General features: G+C 48.3%; 19 protein-coding genes and 6 tRNA genes. 18 read left to right on the top strand and 7 right to left on the bottom strand.

Annotated elements, in window-relative coordinates; translation table 11 throughout:
* Positions 1–9: 9 nt before the first annotated feature.
* On the top strand, positions 10–948 hold the full coding sequence (locus MSMTP_RS06420) for a nucleoside recognition protein (RefSeq protein ID WP_048178306.1): 939 nt from the start codon (positions 10–12) through the stop codon (positions 946–948).
* Between the two features lie 724 nt (positions 949–1,672).
* Positions 1,673–2,110 (top strand): universal stress protein, encoded by a 438-nt coding sequence (locus tag MSMTP_RS06410; RefSeq protein ID WP_048178304.1) that lies wholly within the window; start codon positions 1,673–1,675, stop codon positions 2,108–2,110.
* Between the two features lie 603 nt (positions 2,111–2,713).
* Here MSMTP_RS06410 and MSMTP_RS06405 read toward each other — a convergent pair.
* The 3 genes from MSMTP_RS06405 to lonB all read right to left on the bottom strand — a co-directional run bounded on the left by MSMTP_RS06405 (position 2,714) and on the right by lonB (position 8,124).
* On the bottom strand, positions 2,714–4,024 hold the full coding sequence (locus MSMTP_RS06405) for a TldD/PmbA family protein (protein WP_048178303.1): 1,311 nt from the start codon (positions 4,022–4,024) through the stop codon (positions 2,714–2,716).
* 2 nt (positions 4,025–4,026) lie between these two features.
* Positions 4,027–5,376, bottom strand: coding sequence for a TldD/PmbA family protein (locus tag MSMTP_RS06400; protein WP_048178302.1), 1,350 nt, complete (start codon positions 5,374–5,376; stop codon positions 4,027–4,029).
* 609 nt (positions 5,377–5,985) lie between these two features.
* The gene (gene lonB, locus MSMTP_RS06390; protein ID WP_048178300.1) at positions 5,986–8,124 is read right to left on the bottom strand and encodes an ATP-dependent protease LonB; all 2,139 of its coding nucleotides are present in this window, start codon (positions 8,122–8,124) and stop codon (positions 5,986–5,988) included.
* A 367-nt stretch (positions 8,125–8,491) separates the two neighbouring features.
* Here lonB and MSMTP_RS06385 point away from each other — a divergent pair, with 367 nt between their 5' ends.
* Positions 8,492–9,256, top strand: coding sequence for a hypothetical protein (locus MSMTP_RS06385; RefSeq protein WP_048178299.1), 765 nt, complete (start codon positions 8,492–8,494; stop codon positions 9,254–9,256).
* Positions 9,257–9,735: 479 nt separating this feature from the next.
* Here MSMTP_RS06385 and MSMTP_RS06380 read toward each other — a convergent pair whose 3' ends face one another.
* Positions 9,736–10,200, bottom strand: a complete 465-nt coding sequence (locus MSMTP_RS06380) for a hypothetical protein (protein WP_231582945.1) — start codon at positions 10,198–10,200, stop codon at positions 9,736–9,738.
* Between the two features lie 225 nt (positions 10,201–10,425).
* On the opposite strand from MSMTP_RS06380, the gene MSMTP_RS06375 reads away from it, so the two are divergent.
* The 3 genes from MSMTP_RS06375 to MSMTP_RS06365 all read left to right on the top strand — a co-directional run bounded on the left by MSMTP_RS06375 (position 10,426) and on the right by MSMTP_RS06365 (position 12,540).
* Complete coding sequence (locus MSMTP_RS06375; RefSeq protein ID WP_231582944.1) at positions 10,426–11,175, top strand: tetratricopeptide repeat protein; 750 nt, start codon at positions 10,426–10,428, stop codon at positions 11,173–11,175.
* Between the two features lie 3 nt (positions 11,176–11,178).
* Positions 11,179–11,481, top strand: a complete 303-nt coding sequence (locus MSMTP_RS06370) for a hypothetical protein (protein WP_048178298.1) — start codon at positions 11,179–11,181, stop codon at positions 11,479–11,481.
* A 165-nt stretch (positions 11,482–11,646) separates the two neighbouring features.
* Positions 11,647–12,540 (top strand): tetratricopeptide repeat protein, encoded by an 894-nt coding sequence (locus MSMTP_RS06365; protein ID WP_231582943.1) that lies wholly within the window; start codon positions 11,647–11,649, stop codon positions 12,538–12,540.
* A gap of 291 nt (positions 12,541–12,831) precedes the next feature.
* Here MSMTP_RS06365 and MSMTP_RS06355 read toward each other — a convergent pair whose 3' ends face one another.
* Positions 12,832–13,041 (bottom strand): zinc ribbon domain-containing protein, encoded by a 210-nt coding sequence (locus MSMTP_RS06355; RefSeq protein WP_048178296.1) that lies wholly within the window; start codon positions 13,039–13,041, stop codon positions 12,832–12,834.
* 155 nt (positions 13,042–13,196) lie between these two features.
* On the opposite strand from MSMTP_RS06355, the gene MSMTP_RS06350 reads away from it, so the two are divergent.
* The 4 genes from MSMTP_RS06350 (at position 13,197) to comE (ending at position 17,436) form a co-directional block, all read left to right on the top strand.
* On the top strand, positions 13,197–14,036 hold the full coding sequence (locus tag MSMTP_RS06350; protein WP_197076158.1) for a tetratricopeptide repeat protein: 840 nt from the start codon (positions 13,197–13,199) through the stop codon (positions 14,034–14,036).
* A 239-nt stretch (positions 14,037–14,275) separates the two neighbouring features.
* Positions 14,276–14,734 (top strand): hypothetical protein, encoded by a 459-nt coding sequence (locus MSMTP_RS06345; protein ID WP_048178294.1) that lies wholly within the window; start codon positions 14,276–14,278, stop codon positions 14,732–14,734.
* Positions 14,735–14,935: 201 nt separating this feature from the next.
* Entirely contained in the window at positions 14,936–16,186 is a 1,251-nt protein-coding gene (locus MSMTP_RS06340) for a cysteate synthase (RefSeq protein ID WP_048178293.1), read from the top strand.
* Positions 16,187–16,278: 92 nt separating this feature from the next.
* Positions 16,279–17,436, top strand: coding sequence for a sulfopyruvate decarboxylase subunit beta (comE, locus tag MSMTP_RS06335; RefSeq protein ID WP_156153705.1), 1,158 nt, complete (start codon positions 16,279–16,281; stop codon positions 17,434–17,436).
* A 116-nt stretch (positions 17,437–17,552) separates the two neighbouring features.
* Here comE and MSMTP_RS06330 read toward each other — a convergent pair whose 3' ends face one another.
* The gene (locus MSMTP_RS06330; protein WP_048178292.1) at positions 17,553–18,869 is read right to left on the bottom strand and encodes a methanogenesis marker 16 metalloprotein; all 1,317 of its coding nucleotides are present in this window, start codon (positions 18,867–18,869) and stop codon (positions 17,553–17,555) included.
* 488 nt (positions 18,870–19,357) lie between these two features.
* On the opposite strand from MSMTP_RS06330, the gene MSMTP_RS06325 reads away from it, so the two are divergent.
* The 8 genes from MSMTP_RS06325 (at position 19,358) to MSMTP_RS06295 (ending at position 20,882) form a co-directional block, all read left to right on the top strand.
* A tRNA-Val gene (locus MSMTP_RS06325) sits at positions 19,358–19,431 on the top strand.
* Between the two features lie 103 nt (positions 19,432–19,534).
* Positions 19,535–19,609: transfer RNA gene (locus MSMTP_RS06320), tRNA-Phe, on the top strand.
* Positions 19,610–19,613: 4 nt separating this feature from the next.
* Positions 19,614–19,685 (top strand) — tRNA-Gly (locus MSMTP_RS06315).
* A gap of 113 nt (positions 19,686–19,798) precedes the next feature.
* Positions 19,799–19,872, top strand: a tRNA-Val gene (locus MSMTP_RS06310).
* A 113-nt stretch (positions 19,873–19,985) separates the two neighbouring features.
* Positions 19,986–20,060, top strand: a tRNA-Phe gene (locus MSMTP_RS06305).
* Between the two features lie 4 nt (positions 20,061–20,064).
* Positions 20,065–20,136: transfer RNA gene (locus MSMTP_RS06300), tRNA-Gly, on the top strand.
* Positions 20,137–20,544: 408 nt separating this feature from the next.
* Positions 20,545–20,673 (top strand): hypothetical protein, encoded by a 129-nt coding sequence (locus MSMTP_RS20160; protein WP_255351018.1) that lies wholly within the window; start codon positions 20,545–20,547, stop codon positions 20,671–20,673.
* Positions 20,670–20,882, top strand: a complete 213-nt coding sequence (locus tag MSMTP_RS06295; protein WP_048178291.1) for a MoaD/ThiS family protein — start codon at positions 20,670–20,672, stop codon at positions 20,880–20,882. Before MSMTP_RS20160 ends, MSMTP_RS06295 begins: the two co-directional genes overlap by 4 nt.
* Positions 20,883–21,627: 745 nt before the next feature.
* Here the strand turns inward: MSMTP_RS06295 and MSMTP_RS06290 are convergent.
* On the bottom strand, positions 21,628–22,026 hold the full coding sequence (locus MSMTP_RS06290; RefSeq protein WP_048178290.1) for a transcriptional regulator protein: 399 nt from the start codon (positions 22,024–22,026) through the stop codon (positions 21,628–21,630).
* Positions 22,027–22,046 lie beyond the last annotated feature (20 nt).

Below are 22,046 nucleotides of genomic sequence, written 5' to 3'. Positions count from 1 at the left end.
TAACTGCCGATGATAGGACTTTTCCTTCAGGTACTGGACTTTGCCATTCCCATACTTTTCATGATTTTTATAGGGCTTGTCGGAACTGCCGTGCTTGTGGAACTGGGCCTCATGCAGAAGTTTTCCAGGCTTACGAGCCCTATTTTTGCCCATACGAACCTGCCTGAGACCTGTTCATCGGCCTTTTTAGTGTCCATAGGGTCTACTGTGGCCGCAAACAGTATGCTCCTGCAGGAAAAGGAAAACGGCTGCCTGGATGACAGGGAGGTCACCCTCTGTGCCATAATGAACAGCACCCCCGCCTATGTCAGGGAACTCTTCACCTACCAGGTCCCTATCGTACTTCCGGCTCTGGGACTCGTCGTGGGAGGTTTTTATGCCTTCGTATTCATATTCACTGCAATATTCAAGGTCCTGGCAGTAGCTGTCGCAAGCAAACTCCTTCTAAAAGGCAATTCCTGCAAGCCGCCGGAGAGCAAATTCAACGGGAAAGTATCCCTGAAAACGGCGGTTGAAAGAGCCGTTAGGAAAGAGTTTAAAGTCTTTTTGAAAATTGCCAGAGTCTACCTGATCGCCACGACCATCGTATTCTTCCTCAGGGAACAGGGAGCTTTTGAAATTTTCACCGTGCTCCCCCTTGCCGAACTATTCAAAATCCCCCCCGAAGCCATTGTCCCCCTGACAAGTTACGTGGCAAGCCCGATCCTGGGAATTTCTCTGCTCGGCCCCATGATCCATGCCGGAGAGATCACACAGCTCCAGGCAATGATCGTGCTTATGCTGGGCAGCATGTTCATGCTCCCTATCTTTGCCCTCCGCAGCCAGATCCCCAAGAAAGTGGCAATCTTCGGCCCCCGCCTGGGTTTCCGGATCGTTGCCTGCTCCACTGGGATGAGCATCCTGATAAGGTTCGTAATCCTCATGGGACTGCTCAGCATCTCCCCTTAAGCGAAAATAAGGAATAAAGGTAAAATAACGGGAACTGAGAAAGGAAGAAAAAAATGGAACGGGAAGGAAAAACGGAAAAGAAAGAAAGAAAGGAAAAAGACAAAATCAAGTTTACTTGAGTATACAGGAGAAATATATTAAAAACAAAGGAGTGAACGGGGGTTTTTGGGGGAGGTTAAAATATGTTGGATTTGGTCTTTGTAAAGTGTATTTTATGTTGAGCGATACCCGTTCACATTCCAAAGTGAAGATAAAGCCATATATAAACATTGCGATAACCCTAAAGCTACTGCCCTTTTGTGCTAAAAATTGATAAAGAATTCCATATTTTCAGAAATTTTTTTCCGCATACAACTAACCAAAGTTCCTACGATTTAAAAAAAATATTTCAGCTCCGAACCTGCTTCTTCAAGAGATATTTACAGCTGAGTTCACCTTCCTGGCCTTACTCAAGTTACTACATAAGTTATTCCTGCATCAGCTATTTTCGGGAACATAGCCCTCGGAAATGAAAAGTAATCCTGTCTGCTATTATTTTATGAAAAAGCCATATATATAATAATTAATATAGTAGAATAAGGAGCAGGCATGCACCATATAGAGCAAATATGCACCTGACTGCATGCACGCACCGATAAGAAAGGGTGGGCCTGTGCCGGGAGATGCTTCAGAAAGCTGAAGTTGAACACAGGGCCGATGAGGAAATAGATTTGAGGGATTTAATATGAGAGAGGGAACTTACAAAAAAATAATGGTTGCAACCGACGGTTCGCAACTCTGCAAAAAAGCGGTTGAAACAGGAATCGATATTTCAAAGATGAGCGGAGCTAAACTCTACGCCGTATATGTGATCGTCCCCACGACCCATTCTGCCAGGGACTTTGGCTGGGAAAAGGCTGCCATGGAGCACTTCAGGACTGAAGGTGAGAAAGCCACAGGCTTTGTGGAAGATGCCGCCAGGGCTGCCGGGGTCGAGGAGGAATCCTTACTCCTGGAAGGACATCCCGCAGACAAAATTGTAGAGTTTGCAGAAGAGAATGACATCGATATGATCGTGATAGGAACACTCGGCAAATCCGGACTCGATAGGTTCCTGCTCGGAAGCGTTGCCGAAAACGTGGTAAGGCATTCAAAGGTACCGGTGCTTGTGGTAAGAGGTTAAACCCCAAAATGAAGCTAACCTGAAAATAAAAGGAAACTGAAGCTGAAAATAAGAGAAAGCGTAATTTGAAAACAAGAAAAAAGTTGAATGCGGAAAACGGCTCTGTAGAAATCCCTAAAAAATGGCACACCTTAGTTGAACCGGTACCCAGAGTCCCGGATTCAAGCATCCGACTCAAACCGGACAAAGTTTGAATTCACAGGATTTCTATAAAGCCCTGAAACTTAAGCTGAAAACAAAAAATAAGAATTATTCAGTACCCTGTTCCCGAACTTCTTCAGCATTTAGATACCCGCCCGGCTTAATAAGTACCGGTGATAGAACACCGGGATTGGACTTATCTTCCGGATACCGGATTTTGTTCCTCCGGAATTATACTTTTTTTGAAAAATATTTTTACCAGAACACCTGTAAAAATTTCAGGCAGGTTTAAGAAGAAAAAAGATGCAGGTTTTAGCCGATCCATCTTAACCGACCAAAACCACAACTTTCACTCTTTATAGGTCAACTTAAAAAGTCAACTTAAAAAGCCAACTTAAAAAGCCAACTTAAAAAGCCAACTTAAAAAGCCAACTCAAAAAGCTAACTTAAAAAACCACGCTCTTAGCCAATCACGCTCATGTCCGAGACCCGGATCGACGGCGAAATGAAGCCGCCTACTTTCCGGACATCGGTGCCTGCACCTGTGATATTTTTCAGAAGGTCGAAGGCGTTACCCGAGATCATGAGGGACTTGATAGGCTTATCGAGAGCCCCATCTTTGATGGTGAAGGCGTTCCTGGCCTCTACGGAGAAATCCCCGGAAATCGAGTTTGCGGTATGAGCCCCGATCACCGTGTTTACGAAAACTCCGGAATCGGTATCGGCAATAAGGTCCGTTTGCGGATAATCGATTATGAAGTTCCGGAGTCCCACAGCAGGTGGGCTCGTGTAGGAGCCACGCGCAGCGTTGCCGGTGCTCTTTGTCCCCTCTTTTCCGGCAGTGTAACTGTCGTAGAGGTAGCTATTGAGGACTCCTTTTTCAAGCACGGTAGTGCGCTGGGAAGGGACACCTTCGTCGTCCGAAGCCGAGGTCTCGATTCCCGCTTCGACCAGCCCGTCGTCATAGATGGAAAGTTCCGGGGCTGCAAGTTCCTCCCCGAGCTTGCCTATCAAGCCGGACCTGCCCTTCTGCACGTTATCAGCGTCGAGAGACGGGGCAAAAGCGGCTTCCAGGATGTCCGAAAAAGCAAAGGGATGGAAAACGACATTTGTTTTCTGTGCTTCGATAGTTATCCCGTTGCCCGAGCTGAGGGCTAGTTCCGAGGCGTGCTTTCCGAGTGCCCGGAAATCAATACCAAGAGAGCGGGATACGTCAAAGTCATATGCGGTGGAAGTTTCCCCGTTTACGGTGATCACGTCCACGAAACCGGAAACTGCTGTGGATTCTTCTTCGATTTCCACACCGTTCGTGTTCAGGATAAGCTGCCTGCTCTTTCCCCGGGTAAAAGATCCGGAAGTGGGCAGGGTCCCTGGAACTTCCTTTGTGCCTTCGACAAGTTCCATGGCATACCCGATGCACTCCTCGAGTTTCATAGCTTCGATTCTCTTATCGAAAATCCCGGCCACCGTTGGATATTTTCCATTTGAGGGGAGAGCCACCCAGTCAGGGTCATTTTCCCGGACCCGGGCTTCGGCAACTGCGATCTTGATCGTATTTTCGAGGTCTTTTGCCGAATTCGTGCTGGCAAAACCCACTGCCCCGTTTACGATTGCCCGGACCCCGATCCCTTCCGAGAAGCGGTCCTTGGCACTTTCCAGGGCATCCTTTTTGAAGTTCACGCTGGTGGAATGATTTGAAATGTAATAGATTTCGGCTTCTTCTGCCCCGGCTTTTTCGGCAATATCCAGGGCTTTTTTTGCAAGTTCGTACATCTTCAGGCACCTCCCACCAGAGCCCGGGAAATGGCAAGATGGGGAGAACCGTCGGAAACGGGCGCAAGCTGCCCGCCTTTCCCGCACCTACCGGCAGTCATTTTCAGGTCGTTCCCAACCCCGGTCACGTGGTTCAGGATCTCAAGGGTCTTTCCCGAAAGGGACACGTCCCTGACAAGTTCAGTAAGTTCCCCGTTCTTGATCAGGTAACCCTTTTCGGCGTTGAACTGGAAAATCCCTTCCCCGGTGTTTACCTGTCCGCCCCGGGACCCTATAAGGTACATCCCGTCCCGGACAGATTCGAGCATCTCCTCAAACTTTGAGTCCCCATTATCGATGAAAGTGTTGCTCATCCGGACAATGGGCATGGAATAGCCCTGAGCCCTCGAATTACCGGGATTCCCGGTCTCTTCCCCGAGCTTCCCTGCGGTTTCCCGGGAATGGAGGTAAGAATTAAGGACCCCGCCTCTGATGATTTCAGTCCGGCTGGACTCAACCCCTTCGGCATCGAAAGGATAGTACCCGAACTCATGCAGGGTCGGGTCATCGATGATCGTGACAAGCGGAGAAGCAATCTGTTCCCCGATCCGGTTTGCAAGAATGGAGTCCCCTTCGAGCACCAGGTCCGCTTCCGAGGCATGCCCCACGGCTTCATGGGCAAAGACGCCTGCAAGTTCCTGGTCAAGGAGCACGGGCATTGTCCCTCCCTTGGGGGTCTTTGCGCCCAGAAGTTCGACTGCGGTTTTTCCTGCCTTTTCCGCAAGCCCGGGGGCATCCACATTATCAAAAACTTCATAGCCGTAGCCGAAACGGCTTTCCCGGCCTGCCTGGTAGACCCCGTTTTCGGTCGCAACCGCAGAAACAGCAAAACCCGTGTTCAAAAGCTCGTACTCGCATTCCACACCTTCGGAATTCCGGTACATGATCTTGAATTCAGATTCGGAGAACATCACTTTCGTGCTGTGGACGCCCTCTACCCTGGCCCGGGACTCGATGTTTTTCAAAAGCTCTACTTTTTCCTCGATTGGGACATCCCTGGGATCGATCTTTATCCGGGGGAGATTCTTTACCACAGGAGGGGCCACGGCTGCAAGTTCGACTTCTTCTTTCGGGGTGTTTTCGTCCATGGCAAAAGCAAGTTTTGCAGCGTCCCGAACTCCCCTTTCAAGGTCCAGTTCCCCTTCCACGGCCGTGTAACCCCAGGAACCTCCGCAAAGGGCCCTTATGCCTGCTCCCCTCATGAAGTTCCTGGAAATTTCCTCGATCTTCCCGTTGTCCAGGATGACCGAACTTGAACTGCCCTCAATCACCCTGCAGTCAAAAAATTTGATGTTCTGCATAATTTCGTTCATAAAACCTCAGCAGGAAACCCCCGAGTCTTTAGCTCAGGGGAGGAATGCGTAAACTCCACTCCTGATATTTTGAATAAGGTTTAATTGGGGGTTCAAACCCCATAGCGAAAGCCAATAATAAGCTTCCCTCCTGCCGGAGCAGGATAATTTGTATCCGGGTTTGTGGACTTCCGCTTTGTGAAGTGGAAGTGTTGCAGCGAAGCCGCAAAAGAGCCAATCCCGGAATCCGTCTTTCTCTCGATCAGATATGGAAAGGTTTTGTACGATGCAAGCACCGTCCCTATCTCTCAGGACTGTTTAACCGGCCATCCTTAGAGCCTGAAAATGAGGCAACATTTTAGGTAACTATGTATTATTTCCGATCTTACCGATTATCGATCTTACCGATTATCGATCTTACCGATTATCGATCTTACCGATTATCGATCTTACCGATTATCGATCTTACCGATTATCGATCTTACCGATTATCGATCTTACCGATTATCGATCTTATCGACTATTGATCTTACCGGCCCTACGGATTTTCCAAAGTTCCGAATCGGTGATCGGTCAACCAGGGCTTGTAAGACAAACCCCTGAGTCTTTAACTCAGGGGTAGTTGGACGATCAGTTCCCGTACCCTAAACAGTTCCTGGCCTGTACGGACGCAGCCTGGGCAACGTCCGGCACATCAAAACTCAGTTTCGTGATGTTCTTGAGTTTCTCTACAATGCTGTTCTTCTTCGGGCCCACAAGGCTGTGTTCCAGGACTTCCGCAATCGAAGAGACCGGGATGATCTGGATCTTGTCCCTATACCTCTTTTCGATCAGGACATCCGCCTCATTGGCTTTCGGAATGATGACTTTTTTGATGCCTGCCTGGGCCGCAGCTTCGATCTTGTAGGTGACCCCGCCCACAGGCAGGACATCCCCCCTTACCGAAAGAGACCCGGTCATCGCCACGCTCTGGTCAATAGGAATCTTCTCCAGGGCAGAGATGACGGCAGTAGCAATGGAAACCGACGCGCTGTCCCCTTCCACGCCTTCATAAGTCCCGATAAACTGGATATGGACGTCGTGGGTTGCTATGTCGGCACCGGTCATGTTTTTGATAACCGCGGAAACGTTAAGTACCGCTTCTTTTGCAATGGCTTTGAGCCTACCGGTTGCAATAATACGCCCTTCGCCCCCTGACATTGAGGGGGTTACTTCGGATACGATGGGAAGCACGATCCCGGAGTCTCCGCCCATGACAGCAAGCCCGTTGACCCTGCCAACGGCTGCGCCGCTTCTCAGGAAAGACGAGTAGTCCTGCTTCTGTTCCAGGTAGCGGTCGGCAAGCTGCTGCTCGATGGATCTGGCTATCCGCTTTGCGGCAAGCACGTGCTCGGTTTTCGTCAGTGGAGCGTCTTCGGAGCGGGCGATATCTCCTGCCACGCGGACAAGCCCGCCGAGGTCACGGAGTTTCAGGGTAAGGTGACCTTTCCGGCCTGCCCTTCTCCGGGCTTCCCGGATAATTTCCTTTACGGCACCCTCGTCAAAGTGAGGGATATGCCCGTCCCGGACAACTTCCTGGGCTACGAAGCGGACCAGTTTCTTCCGGTTCTCAGCGGTGTCTTCCATGGACTCCCGCATGTAGATCTCGTACCCATAACCTTTTATCCTGGACCGGAGAGCAGGGTGCATTTTCTGGACCGCATCAAGGTTTCCTGCAGAGATCATGATGAAGTCACAGGGTACGGGTTCGGTCTTAACAAGTGCTCCGGAACTCCGCTCGGACTGCCCGGTAATCGGGTACTCCTTTTCCTGCAGCGCGGTCAGCAGGCTCTGCTGGGATTCAAGCCTGAGGGTGTTGATTTCGTCGATGAAAAGCACCCCTTTGTGGCCTTTGTGGATGTCGCCGGCTTCCACACGGTCGTGGGCCGGGGTCTCAAGCCCTCCGGACTGGAAGGGGTCGTGCCTGACATCGCCGAGGAGAGCCCCTGCGTGGGCGCCGGTTGAGTCAATGTAAGGTGCGTGTTCCTTGTCATAGTTGGAAACCGCCAGTTTCGGGATCATCATTTCCTCTTTTGGCAGGAACTGGCGGGTCAGCATGAGAATCATAATACCGGCAATGATTCCCCAGAGTAATTGTCCGACAAAATAAGAGTAAATAATAATGCCCACCACGAAGAGCATCATGAGCATGTTCCGGGCCTGGGCTTTCTTTCTTGCTTCCATTTTGTGAGCCATGACAATTTCTCTGCCCTTCCCGGCCGGAACTTCCCTGATCTTAGGGTTGTTCAGGTCTTCCATGTTCGGGTACACAAGGATATCCTTGAGTTCCTCTTTAGGAAGGAGCTCCGCCATCGCTTTTGCAAGAAGAGACTTCCCCGTACCCGGGGTCCCGATCATCATGATATGCCGCCTCTGGCTGGCTGCTTTTTTCACGACTTCAACCGCGTGCTCCTGCCCGAGCACCTGGTCAATCAGGAGTTTTGGGACATCGATATTCGAAGTTTCCTCAAAGTGGAAATCGATATCAACATCCTCGTCTTGAGGGTCGGATTCCTCTAAAAGCATAGCCTCAGGCTTATCCGTGTTCTGGTCAGACTCGCCCACCTTCTGGTTTGCTTCCGGCTCATTCACCTCCGGCTCATTCACTTTCCGGTTGGCTTCAGACTCGTCCAGTTTAGGGCTAACGTCGTCTCGCTCGTCCATTTTATGAAGAGACTCGTCCACCCTCTCTTTAGACTCGTCCATGTTCTGATTAACATTATTCTCCATGGTTAGCTCACATATTATAACGTTATTAAATAGACGTTTCCATTTTAATATATACCTGACGCTTTCTAAAAAATAATAAACTCTGTGACAAAATGATGATCAAAAAGCTGGATGTTACGGTAACCGGATCTCAAAGAGTTACTGTAATCCCAATTGTACTCCGAGCGATTATATTTACATATGGTATATATAATTAACCTGCGCTTGTATATACAGTATATACCCATCATTTATTATATACTATTTGATAATTGCGTTCCAACCCGGAAAAAATGCCCGGAAGGATAATATTACGGGATTTCGGGTACCAGCTTTCCTCAAAGATGATATCGACAGTTATTTAAAAAAATAAAGGGGAACTCCCTCTATGGCCAGAAGTAAAGTAAAAAACCTCCTCCTCCTCAAGCAGATTCACAAAGCCGTGGCCCAGATCAAGAAAGGCAACCTGGAAAAAGCCCTTGAGACTCTTGACCGGGCAGAAAAATCCGCCCGCTCAGCAAACTCCACGGATGCCCTTTACTACATCCTCTTCACCCGCGGCGGAATCCTCTACTCCGCAAAGAAGTACGACGAAGCCCTCGAAACCTACGAAAAAACCCTCGAAGTCGGCGGCACCCTCCTCGAAAAAGACCCCGAAAACTCCGACTACCAGCACTATATGGGCACAACCCTGAGCAGCATGGGAAACCTCCTGAAAAGCAAAGGAGACACCCCCCGAGCCGCCGAATCCTACGCCCTCTCCCGCGAAATCTACGCCAAACTCCTCACCAGGGACCCCGAAAACTCCGTATTCCGCTCCTCTGCCGGTGAAATCCTCAACAACTACGGCGCCCTCCTCACCGAAACCGCCTCCTACAATGAAGCCGAAGAAGCCCTGAACGCCGCAGTCGAAATCTACTCCAAATTCCTCGAAGAAAAACCCGACAACCCCGGCTACCAGGCAGAACTCTCCACCACCCTCAGCCAGCTTGGAAACTGTCTTAAACAGATGGACCCCGAAAAGGCTGAAGAAGCCAGAGAAAAACTCGAAAAAGCCCTCGAAATACAGGAAACCCTCCTGAAAGACCAGCCGGACAACGAAAAAATCAAAGAAGCCATCGATTTAACCCGGGAACGCCTGGAAGGCCTCTGAGCTCCGGACCAACCCTTCTTTTTTCGACCATTTATATTCATTAAAAACCCCAAGCAACCGCCGAGTGCCAGCACCCGTGCCAGCCGAATTGCGCCTCGGCAGTACGCTGTCCGTTTCGCTCGCTACGCTCACTCAAGCGGACTAAATTATTTTAGAACCCCAAGCAACCGCCGAGTGCCAGCACCCATGCCCACCCCCGTTCGCCGAAGGCGAAAGGCTTTTCCCTGAAAATGAAGTAAAAGAAGAAGTGTAGTTTCAACCAACTTCGCGACTTTTAACTTTCAGCGATCAAACCCTAAAAACCCGAAAAATCAACGCGAAAACTAATACATTTAAACCGAACCCTGAACTTCTCCTTTCTCAGCGATTGAACGCTCTCACCGCCCCCTTGCCTCAAAGCCCGGCAAAACCTTTTTTCCACTTATTTCCATTCCGGCACCCGGACGAAGATCAGCACCTTAACCACCGACGCCCCTGCTTCAGAGATTATCTCCAGAAAAGAGCAGCATGTGCATGTAGAGCAGGATCATCAGCCCGCCAACAATCCCCCAGATGAACTGGTAAGTGAAATAAGAATAGATGACCAGCCCTAGCACGAACAACGTGAGCAGTATATTTGCCAGCCTGACCTTCCGCTTCATTTTGGGGTCATGTGGAGTCCCTGCTTCGTCTTCGTTAAGGTCGTACTCCCGGAAATAGCGCTTTTCCTGTCTCATGAGGAAGAACAGCCTCAGGATGAGAATGTCAGTGATTATGCCCCAGAGGAGCTGGCCTATGTAGAAGGTGTAGAGGAGAATGGCTCCGAGGAAGATAGCCAAAAGTAAGTGGTACGGTTTTTCGTATCTGCTTTTTCCGGAGGGTACTTTCCTGCCCTTTTCCGGAATGTCTCCCCCTCTTTTAATTTCTGCTTCGATTTCCCTATCCCGTTCTACTTCCCGCTTCACGCTGGATTTCCCTCTCCCCGGATATTTTCCCCAGATTATAGATTGAAGTGGCAATTTCAAGAAACACAGGTTAAAAGAAAGATATGGAACTCTGCACATCTATAATTTAGCTTTTAGTAATATAAAAAGGAGTTGGGAGAGGAAGGGAGAAGTGAAGTAGATGAAAACACAACCTATAAAACAGTACAAACCTATTTTTTTGGCATGTCCGAGAGCCCCGAGAAATTGAGAGAAGAAGCAGTAAAAAACTTCAATGAAACCCTGGACCTGATACAGAAAGGAAAAAACGAAGAAGCCCTTGAATCCCTCCGGAAAGCCGAAAAAACCGCACAGGATGCAAAAGATGTAGCCATTTTGTTCCTCACCTTAAAAACGAGAGGACAACTGCTGCAGTCCCTGGGCAGGCTTGAAGAAGCCCTGGAAACCTACATTTTTTCTTTAATAACCTGCGAAAAATTCCATGAAACAGACCCGGAAAACAAACTTTACCTTGATACCCTCCACATGAACCTTAACAACATCGGAAACCTCGGCAATATCTTCCTGAGAGCAGACAACTTCCCATTCGCCCAGCAGTGCTATGAAATTGGCATAGAAGCCTCCCGGAAACAACTCGAGTTTCATCCCGAAAACAAGTTCTACCAGATGTACGTCGGAAACACACTCAACAACCTCGGAGAACTGCTCTCAAAAATGGACCAAAACGAAGAAGCAAAAGAAAAATACGAAGAAGCCCTCAAAACCTACTCCCCCCTCCTCAAAAATCACCCAGAAAACTCAGAATACCTCTCAGATACAGCAATGACCCTCAACAACCTCGGAATCCTGTTTTCAGAAAAAGGGCAAAAAGCAGAGGCAAAAGAAAACTTCGAAAAAGCGCTTGAGGTCCTGAAAAACCTGAGTGAAAAAGAGCCTGAAAATGAAAAGCTCAAGGAAGAAATCAGCCTCACCCTGGAAAGGCTCGAAGCGCTCTGAAATATGACCCGATCATCACACAGAAAAACCAGGCTGAAAAAAACACTTAATAAGCTGAAACGCCAGGTCATTAAAATCTGCTACTTCTTCCATTCCATTTCCCTGCTCAGGCCGCTCTCCTTCGTCGAGCGTGAAAAAACCCACTCGATACACCTATTCCCCCAGCCCGGGCTAATAGCAATCGAAATCGCGCTGGATCACCCCGTTGCAAGCGGGGGGTATTCGGCTGAAATAAAAGAAAATTTGGAATTTCACCCGATCCTGCGACTTCTAACTTTCATTGACGGAGATTCAAAACCTGAATAATTCCAGCGGCAAAAACGAAGAACTGAAATTCGCACGACCCACAAGATCCAGCTCTTAACAAAAGAAGCTGTATGAAAGGAAAAAAAGGGAGAGAAAGGCAAAGAAAAACACAAGCTATAAAACAGTATAAACCTATTTTTTAGCATGCCCGAGAGTCCCGAGAAGTTGAGAGAAGAAGCAGGAAATTATTTTCAGGAAACTCTGAACCTGATGCGAAGCGGGAAGCCTGAAGAAGCCCTCGAATCCCTCCAGAAAGCTGAAGAAGCCGCACAGCAGGCGAAAGCAGACGACATCCTCCTCCATGTCATGAACATAAGAGGACAGCTGATGCTGTCCATCGGCGCTCTCGATGAAGCGTTGGAGATCTGTGGTCATGCCTCAAACCTTTTTGCAGAAATCTTAACACAAAATCCTGAAAACGATTTTGTCCTGCAATGCCTTCAGATGAACCTTAATAACGTAGGAATAGCCGGGAACCATTTTGAAAGTATGGGGCATTTCCCCCAGGCTAAAGATGCCTATGAAACAGGGTTGTCAGTCTCTCAAAAAATGCTGGATTTACTTCCTCAAGATGATTTTTGTATAATTTACACAGCAAACACCCTCAACAATTTAGGTTCCTTGCTTTTTGATATGGGCAGCGTCGAAGAGGCGAAGGAGAAATACGAAAAAGCTCTCGGAATTTATGAAGAACTTCTGAAAACGGACCCTGAAAACGTAGCATACCAATCAGATGTCGCAATGACCCTCAACAATTTAGGGACCTTGCTTTCTGATACTGGTAACCTTGAAGAGGCGAAGGACCGCTACGAAACGTCCCTCGAAATTTATGAAGCACTTCTGAAAACGGACCCTGAAAATGTAGGGTACCAATCATTCGTGGAAACCACACTCAACAATTTAGGAAATTTGCTTTCTGATATGGGCAGCACCGAAGAGGCGAAAGCGAAATACGAAAAAGCGCTTGATATCCTGAAAATCCTGAGTGAAAAAGAGCCCGAGAACGAAAAACTGAAAGAAGAAATCAGACTCACCCAAAAAGAGCTCGAAGCACTTTGAAAGTACTTTGAAATATGACCCAGTCATCACACAGAAAAACCGGGCTGAAAAAAAACTTAATAAGCGGAAACGCCAGGTCATTAAAATCTGCTACTTCTTCTTCTTCTATTTCATTTTCATGCTCAGGCCGCTCTCCTGCGTCGAGCGTGAAAAAACCCACGGGATACACCTATTCACCCAGCCCGGGCTAATAGCAATCAAACAGATTGAAAAAAGGATAGCCGGAAAGTTTCTGCGGAAACTCCCAGCGCTGCCACGGCTAACACTGCCACGGCTAACTCTGCCACGGCTTTACGTGAAAAGGTCGAAAATGTTCCCCAGCATGCTGCTATCGGCCTGGTAGAATTCGGTATATTTGCAGCGTTTGCAGGATACGTGGGTGAATTTCTTGTTCTGGACGTCGAGGAGTTTGCTGATGCTGCCGCCGGTTGTGCGGATTTCGCCGGTATCGTATGAGGTGTTGCCGCATTTGGGGCAGATGTAGTTAATTTTTTTGCTCATTCTGGATCTCCTTATCGGGTTTGGGATGAATTATGAAATTGCTTATAAAGGGTTGTGAGATACACCTAGCTCTATCCTGGCTGTATTTAATATTATTGGAAGTGAGCGGGATAAAATCAAAACGTATATAAAAAAATAAAATGGACGTTTATTTTATGTCGAGACAGAAAATTGACCGGGCGGAGAGATTACTTGAGAAGAGCATGGGACTGGTCAAGAAAGGCAGATTCAATGAGGCACTGAAGACTTTTTCGGAAGCTGAAAAATTTGCGGTAGAGTCGGGAAACCCGTACATCCTTTACAATGTACTCTATGCCAGAGGGAGCTTCATGCAGGCTTTGAGGCTGCACAGGGACGCTCTTGGGCTTTACGAAAGGGCTTCTGAGGCTGCGGAAGGAATGATTGCCGTAGATCCGGGGAATGTAGACGCTCAGACCTGCGTTGCTGCGGTCAACAATAACCTGGGGACGCTGAAGAAGGAGCTGAAGCAGCCGGAAGAGGCTGGAAAGCACTTTGAACGGGCGCTGAAAATGCTTGAGAAACTGCTTGAAAAGGACAGCGGAAACAGCACCTACCTGACCCACCTCGGCATGGCCTCAAACAACCTGGGGAACCTGTACTCGGAGCTGGGAGAAACTGAAAACAGCGAGAAGCAATTCAGGCGGGCACTGGAAACTTACGGGGAACTCCTTGCAAAAGAGCCGGAAAATAACCTCTACCAGTCTTACCTGGGAACCGCATACATGAACTTCGGAGTTATGCAGGGTAAAAACGGCTTCAAAGAAGAAGCCGAGCAAAACATGGTAAAAGCCCTGGAAATCCGCGGCAAACTCCTTGCAAGCGACCAGGAAAACCAGGGATACAAAGCAGACTATGACACTACCCTGGAAAAGCTCAGGGAACTCAGGGAAAAAGGGAAGCTGGAAGATAAGGCAGAAGAAAAGAAAGCCGAAGAGAAATCTGAAGAGAAAACGGAAGAGAAAAACGAAAGGTAAAACGGAAGAGAAAAACGGAAGAATAAACCGCATGGATAAAACGGTTTATTGCTTCCAATATCTTCAGGATCTCAGAATATCCAGTAAAATCAGAATCTCAGAATATCCAGTAAAATCAGAATCTTTAGAATATCCGGCATCTCAGAATCTTCAATATTGCTGGAATCAGCCGGTCTTTTCCGGCATTTCTTTCGCAGGAAAGAAATATTAACAAAGAGAATGATTATCCAACAGGAGTCATGAAAGCCACAGCCATAATTACAATTGCTCTGATCATCTCAGCGTCCCTCATGGCGTTCAAGGTATCTCCCGGGATTGATATGGAGGAGTTCAGGGAAGGAAAGTACATCCACCTTGACCAGGTCACTATCGAATTTGATAAGACCGATGCCGAGGTTATTATTGAATATCGTCTTACACCCTTTGCTCAGGCTTACATGTTTTTATTCGGGAGCAGTCATCTGGAACCGAAAATTAAGGAAATCTTTTCTGATTTCAATGAGGTTACAATCCAGGAAATCGGGAGGACCCATGCAAAAGTCCTTGTAAAAGACATTTCCAGGCAAAGCAACGATTACTACCTCCATGACACCCGGCAACTGGGGATGGAGCCCGACATGCTTACTCTTGTGTTCCCGGACGGGTCCCGGCGAAATGCCGAAAACGCAAGAGAAACCCCGAACACATTTTATGGCTGAGACCGGCAAGGGCATATCCGACATATCTGTTCATATCCGGCATGTCCTGCCATATCCGGCGTATCTGCCCATATCCGATCATATTCAGGCGCTTTCCGGAATATTCCCCTTTATTTCAAAAGATTGCACATAAAGGACATTTCTCATTCTTTTTAGGAACATATATTTAACAGGAAATGCCCAATTTTTCTTTTGATAGCAATGGGAAGATTCACGTTAAAATGTCTGAAATGCGGAACCGAATACGGAGAGCAGTACAGGCTCAGCTGCGAGAACGATAACTCTCTTTTACGGGCGGATTACCACGAAAAGAAACTGGAACTGAGGGAACAACCGGGAATAGGGAGGTTCCACTCCTGGCTTCCTGTCCGGGAGGAACTTACGACCGAAGCCGGACCCATCACCTATAAAAGCGAGGCCCTTGCCAGGGAACTGGGGCTCTCGAACCTCTATATTGGCTTTAGCGGGTACTGGCCGGAGAAGGAAGCTTTTATCAAGACCTGCAGTTTCAAGGAACTCGAAGCCCACCCTACCATGCAGTTCCTGAAAGAAACGGGCGGAAAAGCCATTGTCCTGGCTTCTGCCGGAAACACAGGGAGGGCTTTTGCCCACGTCTCAGCCCTGACAGGGACGGACGTCTATATCGTGGTCCCGGAGTCCGGGATCCCGAAACTCTGGCTGCCCGAGGAGCCCACCGATTCCGTTCACCTGATCCGGATGGCGCCCGGAAACGACTACACTGACGCCATCAACCTGGCGGGCAGGCTTGCAAAACTCCCGGGCATGGTCTCTGAGGGAGGAGCCAGGAACGTCGCCCGCAGGGACGGCATGGGCACGGTAATGGTAGACGCCGCCGTGACCATAGGGAAAATGCCGGACCACTACTTCCAGGCAATTGGAAGCGGCACGGGAGGGATTTCGGTCTGGGAAGCTGCCCTGCGCCTTCAGGCTGACGGGCGTTTCGGAGTCAAACTGCCCAAACTCCAGCTCGCCCAGAACCTGCCCTTTGCGCCGATATACAGGGCCTGGGAAGCCGGGAGAAGGGAAATCATCCCCGAAATCGACATGCCGGACGCAAAGCAGCAGATAGCGGAGACCTACGCCTCGGTCCTGACCAACCGCGCCCCTCCTTATGCGGTCAACGGAGGGCTCTACGATGCGCTCAGCGACACGGACGGGATTATGTACGGGATCACCAGAGAAGAAGCCCTGGAGGCAAAGAAGCTCTTCGAAGCCCTGGAAGGAATCGACATCCTACCCCCCTCCGCAGTCGGAGCTGCCTCTCTCCTGAAAGCCGCAGACGCCGGAAACGTCGCAGAAGACGACGTGATCCTCCTGAACATCGCAGGCGGCGGGTTCGAAAGACTCAAGGAAGACCTTACCCCTATCCCCATCCCTCCTGTAGCTACAGCCGAAAACCCGGATGTGCCTCTTGAAGACCTGATCAGCTGAAAAAAGAATCGATCAGCTGAAAAAGGAACAAGGGAACTAAAAGGATAAGAGAACTAAAAACGAAAAGGAAAAACAGAACAGGAGCCATATTTATGGAAATGCAGACACCGGAAGAAGAAGTTATATCCATAATGAAAAAAGAGGGCATCGACCTTACAGCAACCCTTCCCTGTGACAGGATCAAGAACTTGCTGCCCCTGGTTTCGGAAAATTTCCGGGAAATCAAGCTAACCAGGGAAGAAAACGGAATCGGGATCTGTGCCGGGGCGTACATGGCAGGGGGAAAGCCCATGATGCTGATCCAGAGCACGGGGCTCGGGAACATGATAAATGCCCTGGAATCCCTGAACATCGTCTGCGGAATCCCTCTCCCCATCCTTAGCAGCTGGAGGGGAGTCTATAAGGAAGGCATCGAAGCCCAGATCCCGCTGGGTGCCCACCTTCCCGGGATTCTCGAAGGGGCAGGGATCAAATATACAATCATAGACAGCCCGGAAAAAATAGGGCTCCTTGAGGATGTTATACGGGACGCATACGAAAACCTCCGCCCCCACGTTGCCCTGGTTTCCCCAAAGACCTGGGAAGGGTCGACCTGCTGTACCTGGGAAGCCCTGGAAACCCCGGAAGTACCGAAAAAAGAAAAGGTCTGCAAATTCCGCCTGACCCAGAAAGTCCTCGAACCCCTTATGGTCCGGAACGACGCGATCTCAGCCGTGGCAGCCGAAATGGACGGGGAAGTTACGGTAACGAACATCGGCGTCCCCTGCAAGGAGCTTTACGCTGCCAGGGACCGGGACCTTAACTTTTACATGTTTGGGTCCATGGGACTCGTCTCCTCAATCGGGCTCGGCCTTGCGCTTTGCACGGACCGGCAGGTGGCGGTATTCGACGGGGACGGAAGTATCCTCATGAACCCCAACGCCCTCCTGGAAATAGGCAGGGAAGCCCCGGCAAACCTGACCATCATCGCCCTTGACAACGGGGCTTACGGCTCCACAGGTTCCCAGGAAACCTGTGCTCTGCGCTACATAGACCTGGAGATCCTGGCAAACGCCTGCGGGATCCCGAACACTCATAAGGTCAACACGGAAGAGGAACTTGCATACCTGTACAAGGATTCCCTGAGTGCCAGGCAGACCTCCTTCCTCCATGTGATCCTCAAGCCCGGGAACACAAAAGCCCAGAACATCCCCTTCAGTCCGGAGGAGATCACGAAGCGTTTCATGGAAGCCCTGAGAAACGAAAGTTGAAAAATTTAAGCTGAAAAGCCAGGCTGAAAAGCCAAGCTGAGAAAAGCCAGGAAAACAACAAAAAATAAAAAAATGGAAAAAAATATAAAAACCGGGAAAAGGAGTCACCTCTGAGATCAGGGGAACCTTATTTTTTCCACCGGTGCCGTTATCCTGAACTTTCCTGAAAGGACCTCTTTTTTGAGTTCTTCTGCAGCTTTCACGGCCCTTGCGCGGTCGGACTGGCGCAGAGTCACCTTGATTTCGCGCATGCAGCCCCCTGTTGTACAGCGGACAGAGCCAAGCTTTGCCACGAAGGCTCCCCCTTTGCACCTGGAGACACAGAGCCCACAGTTAAAGCAGAGACCGCGGTTATGCTTGATTTTGCCTTCTGGAGTCCTTTTGATTGCCTCCATGGGACAGACCCCGTCCACGTCACAGCTTTCGCATTCCAGGCAGTCTTCCGGCTTATAGCGGACTTTCAGATCGGCTCCGTCCCAGACATCCCCGTAGCTGATCTCGCAAAGAGGCAGCCTTCCGGCAACGTCGACTAGCTGGAGGGGGATTTCCCGGTCCACCTTGAGGATGTTATCCAGTATGCCCGGGTGCATCACGGGGATCGGGACAGCCCAGGTGTTGATTATTTCGGGCCCACCGGAGGTAATAAAGCCGCCCATGTACCCGGGTTTCATGCCGTGAAGGTCAGCGAAACCGGCTAGGTTAGGGTTTTTCGGAGAGCTTCGGGTGCCCGAGCCTGTCACAAAACCTTCTGCACCGTTGAGAAGGACCCTTGTCCCGATGCCGATGGTTTCAAGCCCGGGATCATTTTCAATCGGGTTTAACTCCCCACAGCCGCAGAAAGTTAGTTCCCTGAATTCGCCTTCAAAAGGAAGGGCGTGGAAAATAGTATTTAAAGAATCTTTTCCGGGATTTACGAAAGCTTTGTAGTTCCTGAAAGCATGCCTTGTGGCATAGAGCCTTGCAAAAGGCATTTCAGCAAGCGAAGTTTCGGCTGTGAAAGTTTCCCCGTCACTGGTCGTAACATCAACACGGACACTTTTTCCTTCAACCAGCTCTCTGAAGAGGTGTCCTCCCCCATAACGGGGATCGGTCTCGCTGTGCGCCGTCCCGAGCACGACAAGGTCCAGGATTCCCAGCCTTTCGTTGGGGCAGGGTCCGGGGACTGCCGGGACCCCGTTTAAGAGGACCTCTGAAGCCCTGACAAAGGAATCAGGTTCCGAAACCTTGAAAGAAAGGACCGCATAAGTCCCGCTCATGATCCCGCGAGTGGCAGTGGTTACCACGTCCACATCTTCAAAGCGGACCTCTTCTCCTGCCCGGACTTTTTCGCTGATTTCCGCTGCTGTAAGAACTAAAGCTTCTCCAGAGTCAATTTTTGCCTGAATTTCCGGAACGGTCCGGCTTTTCCCTGAGAATTCGGATGCATCGCTCATGTTACCCTCAGCCGGAATATTGTTTTAATCCTATTTTAGAGGCGAGGTCGGAAAGTACCCGTCAGGAATCCCCTACTTACAATATCCGAATTACACACCCTAATACACCATTCGAATTACACCATCTAAATTACACCATCTAAATTACACCATCTAAATTACATCACATGACTTTTACACCACCTGACTTACGCCACCTGACTTACGCCACATTACACTGAAAAACGGCTCAAAATCCGGGCAAGACCCCGGAAGTTTCAAAAATTCTAAAGGAAAAAATAAAAATTCTGAATTGCATGCACCCGGTTTGGGGTCAAAGGCGCAGATTTCCAAAGAAGTGTGAAAAATTATTAATTAATTCGCTCAAATTTTTAAGTATGATATACAAATATTCGGGTGGGAAAACCCCAACTCACCCAAAACTTATATAAATGATAATGCATTCTATGGTGTTGTACTACGGTGCGACACAGAAGTAAAACACAAAAGGGCTCGTGGTCTAGTCGGTTATGACGTCGCCTTGACATGGCGGAGGTCCTGAGTTCGAATCTCAGCGGGCCCACATTAAGATCTTTCCGGAGTTTTTTCAGGAAAGGTGAAATAAAGAAAATCACTACTATGCCGTTTTATAAAAGCAGTTTTTCTAGTAGTGAACTATCTCACATGCCCAGGTAGCTCAGTGGGAGAGCGCTGCCCTGAAGAGGCAGTTGTCCCCGGTTCGAATCCGGGTCTGGGCACCATAGAACATCAGTAGTGTAGCGGTTATCACCGGGCGTTGCCAACGCTCGAACCCGGGTTCGAATCCCGGCTGGTGTATTAAAATATTCAAATACTAAACATGAAGATGTTAAGAAGATACTAAATATTCAAATATTACATACAACTTTTTTCCAGTTACGGTTTTGAGGAAAGGAATAAAACACACAAGAGGGCTCGTGGTCTAGTCGGTTATGACGTCGCCTTGACATGGCGGAGGTCCTGAGTTCGAATCTCAGCGGGCCCACATCAAAACCTTTCCGGAGTTTTTTTCGGAAAGATAAAAACAAATTAAATCATTAAATCACTACCTTATCGTTTTTATCAAAGCTGATTTCCAGGTAGTGGACGACCTCACATGCCCAGGTAGCTCAGTGGGAGAGCGCTGCCCTGAAGAGGCAGTTGTCCCCGGTTCGAATCCGGGTCTGGGCACCATAGAACATCAGTAGTGTAGCGGTTATCACCGGGCGTTGCCAACGCTCGAACCCGGGTTCGAATCCCGGCTGGTGTATTTCCGTATAAATATCTTTTTTCACTCAAATTTTACAAGGCAATATAGTTTTCCGTTCAAATCCTATGATGACATTATTTTCTTTTCAATGCAAAATTAATTCAAGGTTTTTCCACACAACATATCTTTTAGACCTTGTTGTGAGCAAAATGAATATTTTTCAGCCCCGGGCTCAAACGATATCAGGCTCAATGTTAACTTCGCAAAACATAAAGAAAATGAAACAGATACCCCGATAAACATCGAAAAGGGTTTCTGTCAACCTGCGAATGGTCAACCAAAACATTAATTAAAACAAAAAATCATTATAAATATTGGATATAAATCTCGAAAAGACAAGAGAGTCTGCTTGGAGATCTATACCCACCCTATTAGCAAACCTGAAAAATCGTAAAAGGAGACCTTAAAATGTCAGCAAAGTTCCAGAAGAGAAATGCAGAGCGCAAAGGTGACAAGAAACAGAATGAACTGGAGCAGAAGTTAATCAAGGAAGTCGTTCACGAAATTCAGGTAAGCGGTGGTGGATCTACAGAGTGAGCAAAAAAGTACACATAACCATTCAAGCCGGAGAAATTTCCGAGCAGACCGTAGAAGTAGCAGATGACGCTAGCTACGAAGACCTGCTTGATACATTAGACATTAATCAGGAAACAGTTCTTGTATTAAATGAAGGGAATGCTGTCCCCCTGGATGGGACCGTCCTTTCCGACAAGCTTACAATCCTGAGAGTAGTAACAGGGGGTTGACCTGTCCGGAAGGAGAACCCCCTTCCTTTATTATATTTTCTTTTTTCTTGAATCCAGGATTTTTCTATTTTCAGAACTCAAAGTTTTGAAATATATGAAGTTTCGGCCCAAAAACTACGAATTCTCAAAGTGCCGAATCCCCAGGCCCCAACTTCTCAAAATACCGGACTCTCAAAGGGCTGAATCCCCTAAGCGCTGATTCATCTAAGCGCCGAATCATCAAAATTCTGGAATTCTTAAAACCCCGAATCCTCAAAGATCAGGAATTCAGAAAGTTCTTATTTTATAGAGTTTTTTGCAGATACATTGGTGCATTTAGTTCATTATATCCGATGTGCCAGGAAAGAAGATACCTCTCAAAATGACCATTCGTTTAAGATGACCATTCACTTGAAAAAAGAATATCGTTAAGAGCTGGAATTAACTTAAGGAATCATCAGCCATATTCAGATTACAAATCTAAGAGAAAACAGAATTTGGCAACAGAAAATCAGGATAGAATAAGGGGACAGGATAAAACTAACAGAGTTGATATGTAAGCAAATAAGAAAATAAGAAGAAACAAGAAAACCGGAAAAACTAGGGAAAAACAGAACAATAATACACAAGTCAGGAAAGATAGAACAGAAAAGTACATGCATGGATTTTACTTCCATAATGGGCAAATTCCTGAGGGCAATTCCCCGAGGGACTTACAGCCATTATGGGAGCGAAACCTTATTTTGATCCAGTGCCTCAAATACCCTCATTTTGGAAGGTTAATGGGCACCTTTTTGCTCATAACTTTCAGTTTCTTGATTGCGGAAATGGTGGCCTGGGACTCTTTGTAGATTTTGTCCTCATAGTAACTGATAATCTCATCAACCGGAGCCGCGAGAGAGTATATCTTGATAGGGCGTCCCTTGCCCGGCTTCTTTTCCGAACGCACGTTGACCCAGGACTGGTTTCTCATCAACCGCATTGCAAGGCTGACTTCCGGCTGCCTCAGTCCGGTACTGATTTCGATTTCACGGGATGAAGCCTCGTCCACATTCATAAGATATGCCATCGTTGTGGCAACGTTTCTTGACATCCCGAGGTTCCTTAACGTTTCAATAAATATGTGGTCATTTTCGTCCAGTACTTTCACTTCGAAATCTTTCATGATAACCCCTTCATACTCTG

This window comes from Methanosarcina sp. MTP4, assembly GCF_000970045.1.
Classification (GTDB): Archaea; Halobacteriota; Methanosarcinia; order Methanosarcinales; family Methanosarcinaceae; genus MTP4.
The sequence above is the reverse complement of the archived record's forward strand: the minus strand, read 5'-3'. Positions and strand labels throughout refer to the sequence as shown.

What these genes read in the sequence shown, in the direction of transcription:
- MSMTP_RS06420 (WP_048178306.1), top strand. Translation starts at nt 10, where the DNA reads ATGATAGGACTTTTCCTTCAGGTACTGGACTTTGCCATTCCCATACTT.
- MSMTP_RS06410 (WP_048178304.1), top strand. Translation starts at nt 1,673, where the DNA reads ATGAGAGAGGGAACTTACAAAAAAATAATGGTTGCAACCGACGGTTCG.
- MSMTP_RS06405 (WP_048178303.1), bottom strand. Translation starts at nt 4,024, where the DNA reads ATGTACGAACTTGCAAAAAAAGCCCTGGATATTGCCGAAAAAGCCGGG.
- MSMTP_RS06400 (WP_048178302.1), bottom strand. Translation starts at nt 5,376, where the DNA reads ATGAACGAAATTATGCAGAACATCAAATTTTTTGACTGCAGGGTGATT.
- lonB (WP_048178300.1), bottom strand. Translation starts at nt 8,124, where the DNA reads ATGGAGAATAATGTTAATCAGAACATGGACGAGTCTAAAGAGAGGGTG.
- MSMTP_RS06385 (WP_048178299.1), top strand. Translation starts at nt 8,492, where the DNA reads ATGGCCAGAAGTAAAGTAAAAAACCTCCTCCTCCTCAAGCAGATTCAC.
- MSMTP_RS06370 (WP_048178298.1), top strand. Translation starts at nt 11,179, where the DNA reads ATGACCCGATCATCACACAGAAAAACCAGGCTGAAAAAAACACTTAAT.
- MSMTP_RS06355 (WP_048178296.1), bottom strand. Translation starts at nt 13,041, where the DNA reads ATGAGCAAAAAAATTAACTACATCTGCCCCAAATGCGGCAACACCTCA.
- MSMTP_RS06350 (WP_197076158.1), top strand. Translation starts at nt 13,197, where the DNA reads ATGTCGAGACAGAAAATTGACCGGGCGGAGAGATTACTTGAGAAGAGC.
- MSMTP_RS06345 (WP_048178294.1), top strand. Translation starts at nt 14,276, where the DNA reads ATGAAAGCCACAGCCATAATTACAATTGCTCTGATCATCTCAGCGTCC.
- MSMTP_RS06340 (WP_048178293.1), top strand. Translation starts at nt 14,936, where the DNA reads ATGGGAAGATTCACGTTAAAATGTCTGAAATGCGGAACCGAATACGGA.
- comE (WP_156153705.1), top strand. Translation starts at nt 16,279, where the DNA reads ATGGAAATGCAGACACCGGAAGAAGAAGTTATATCCATAATGAAAAAA.
- MSMTP_RS06330 (WP_048178292.1), bottom strand. Translation starts at nt 18,869, where the DNA reads ATGAGCGATGCATCCGAATTCTCAGGGAAAAGCCGGACCGTTCCGGAA.
- MSMTP_RS20160 (WP_255351018.1), top strand. Translation starts at nt 20,545, where the DNA reads ATGTCAGCAAAGTTCCAGAAGAGAAATGCAGAGCGCAAAGGTGACAAG.
- MSMTP_RS06290 (WP_048178290.1), bottom strand. Translation starts at nt 22,026, where the DNA reads ATGAAAGATTTCGAAGTGAAAGTACTGGACGAAAATGACCACATATTT.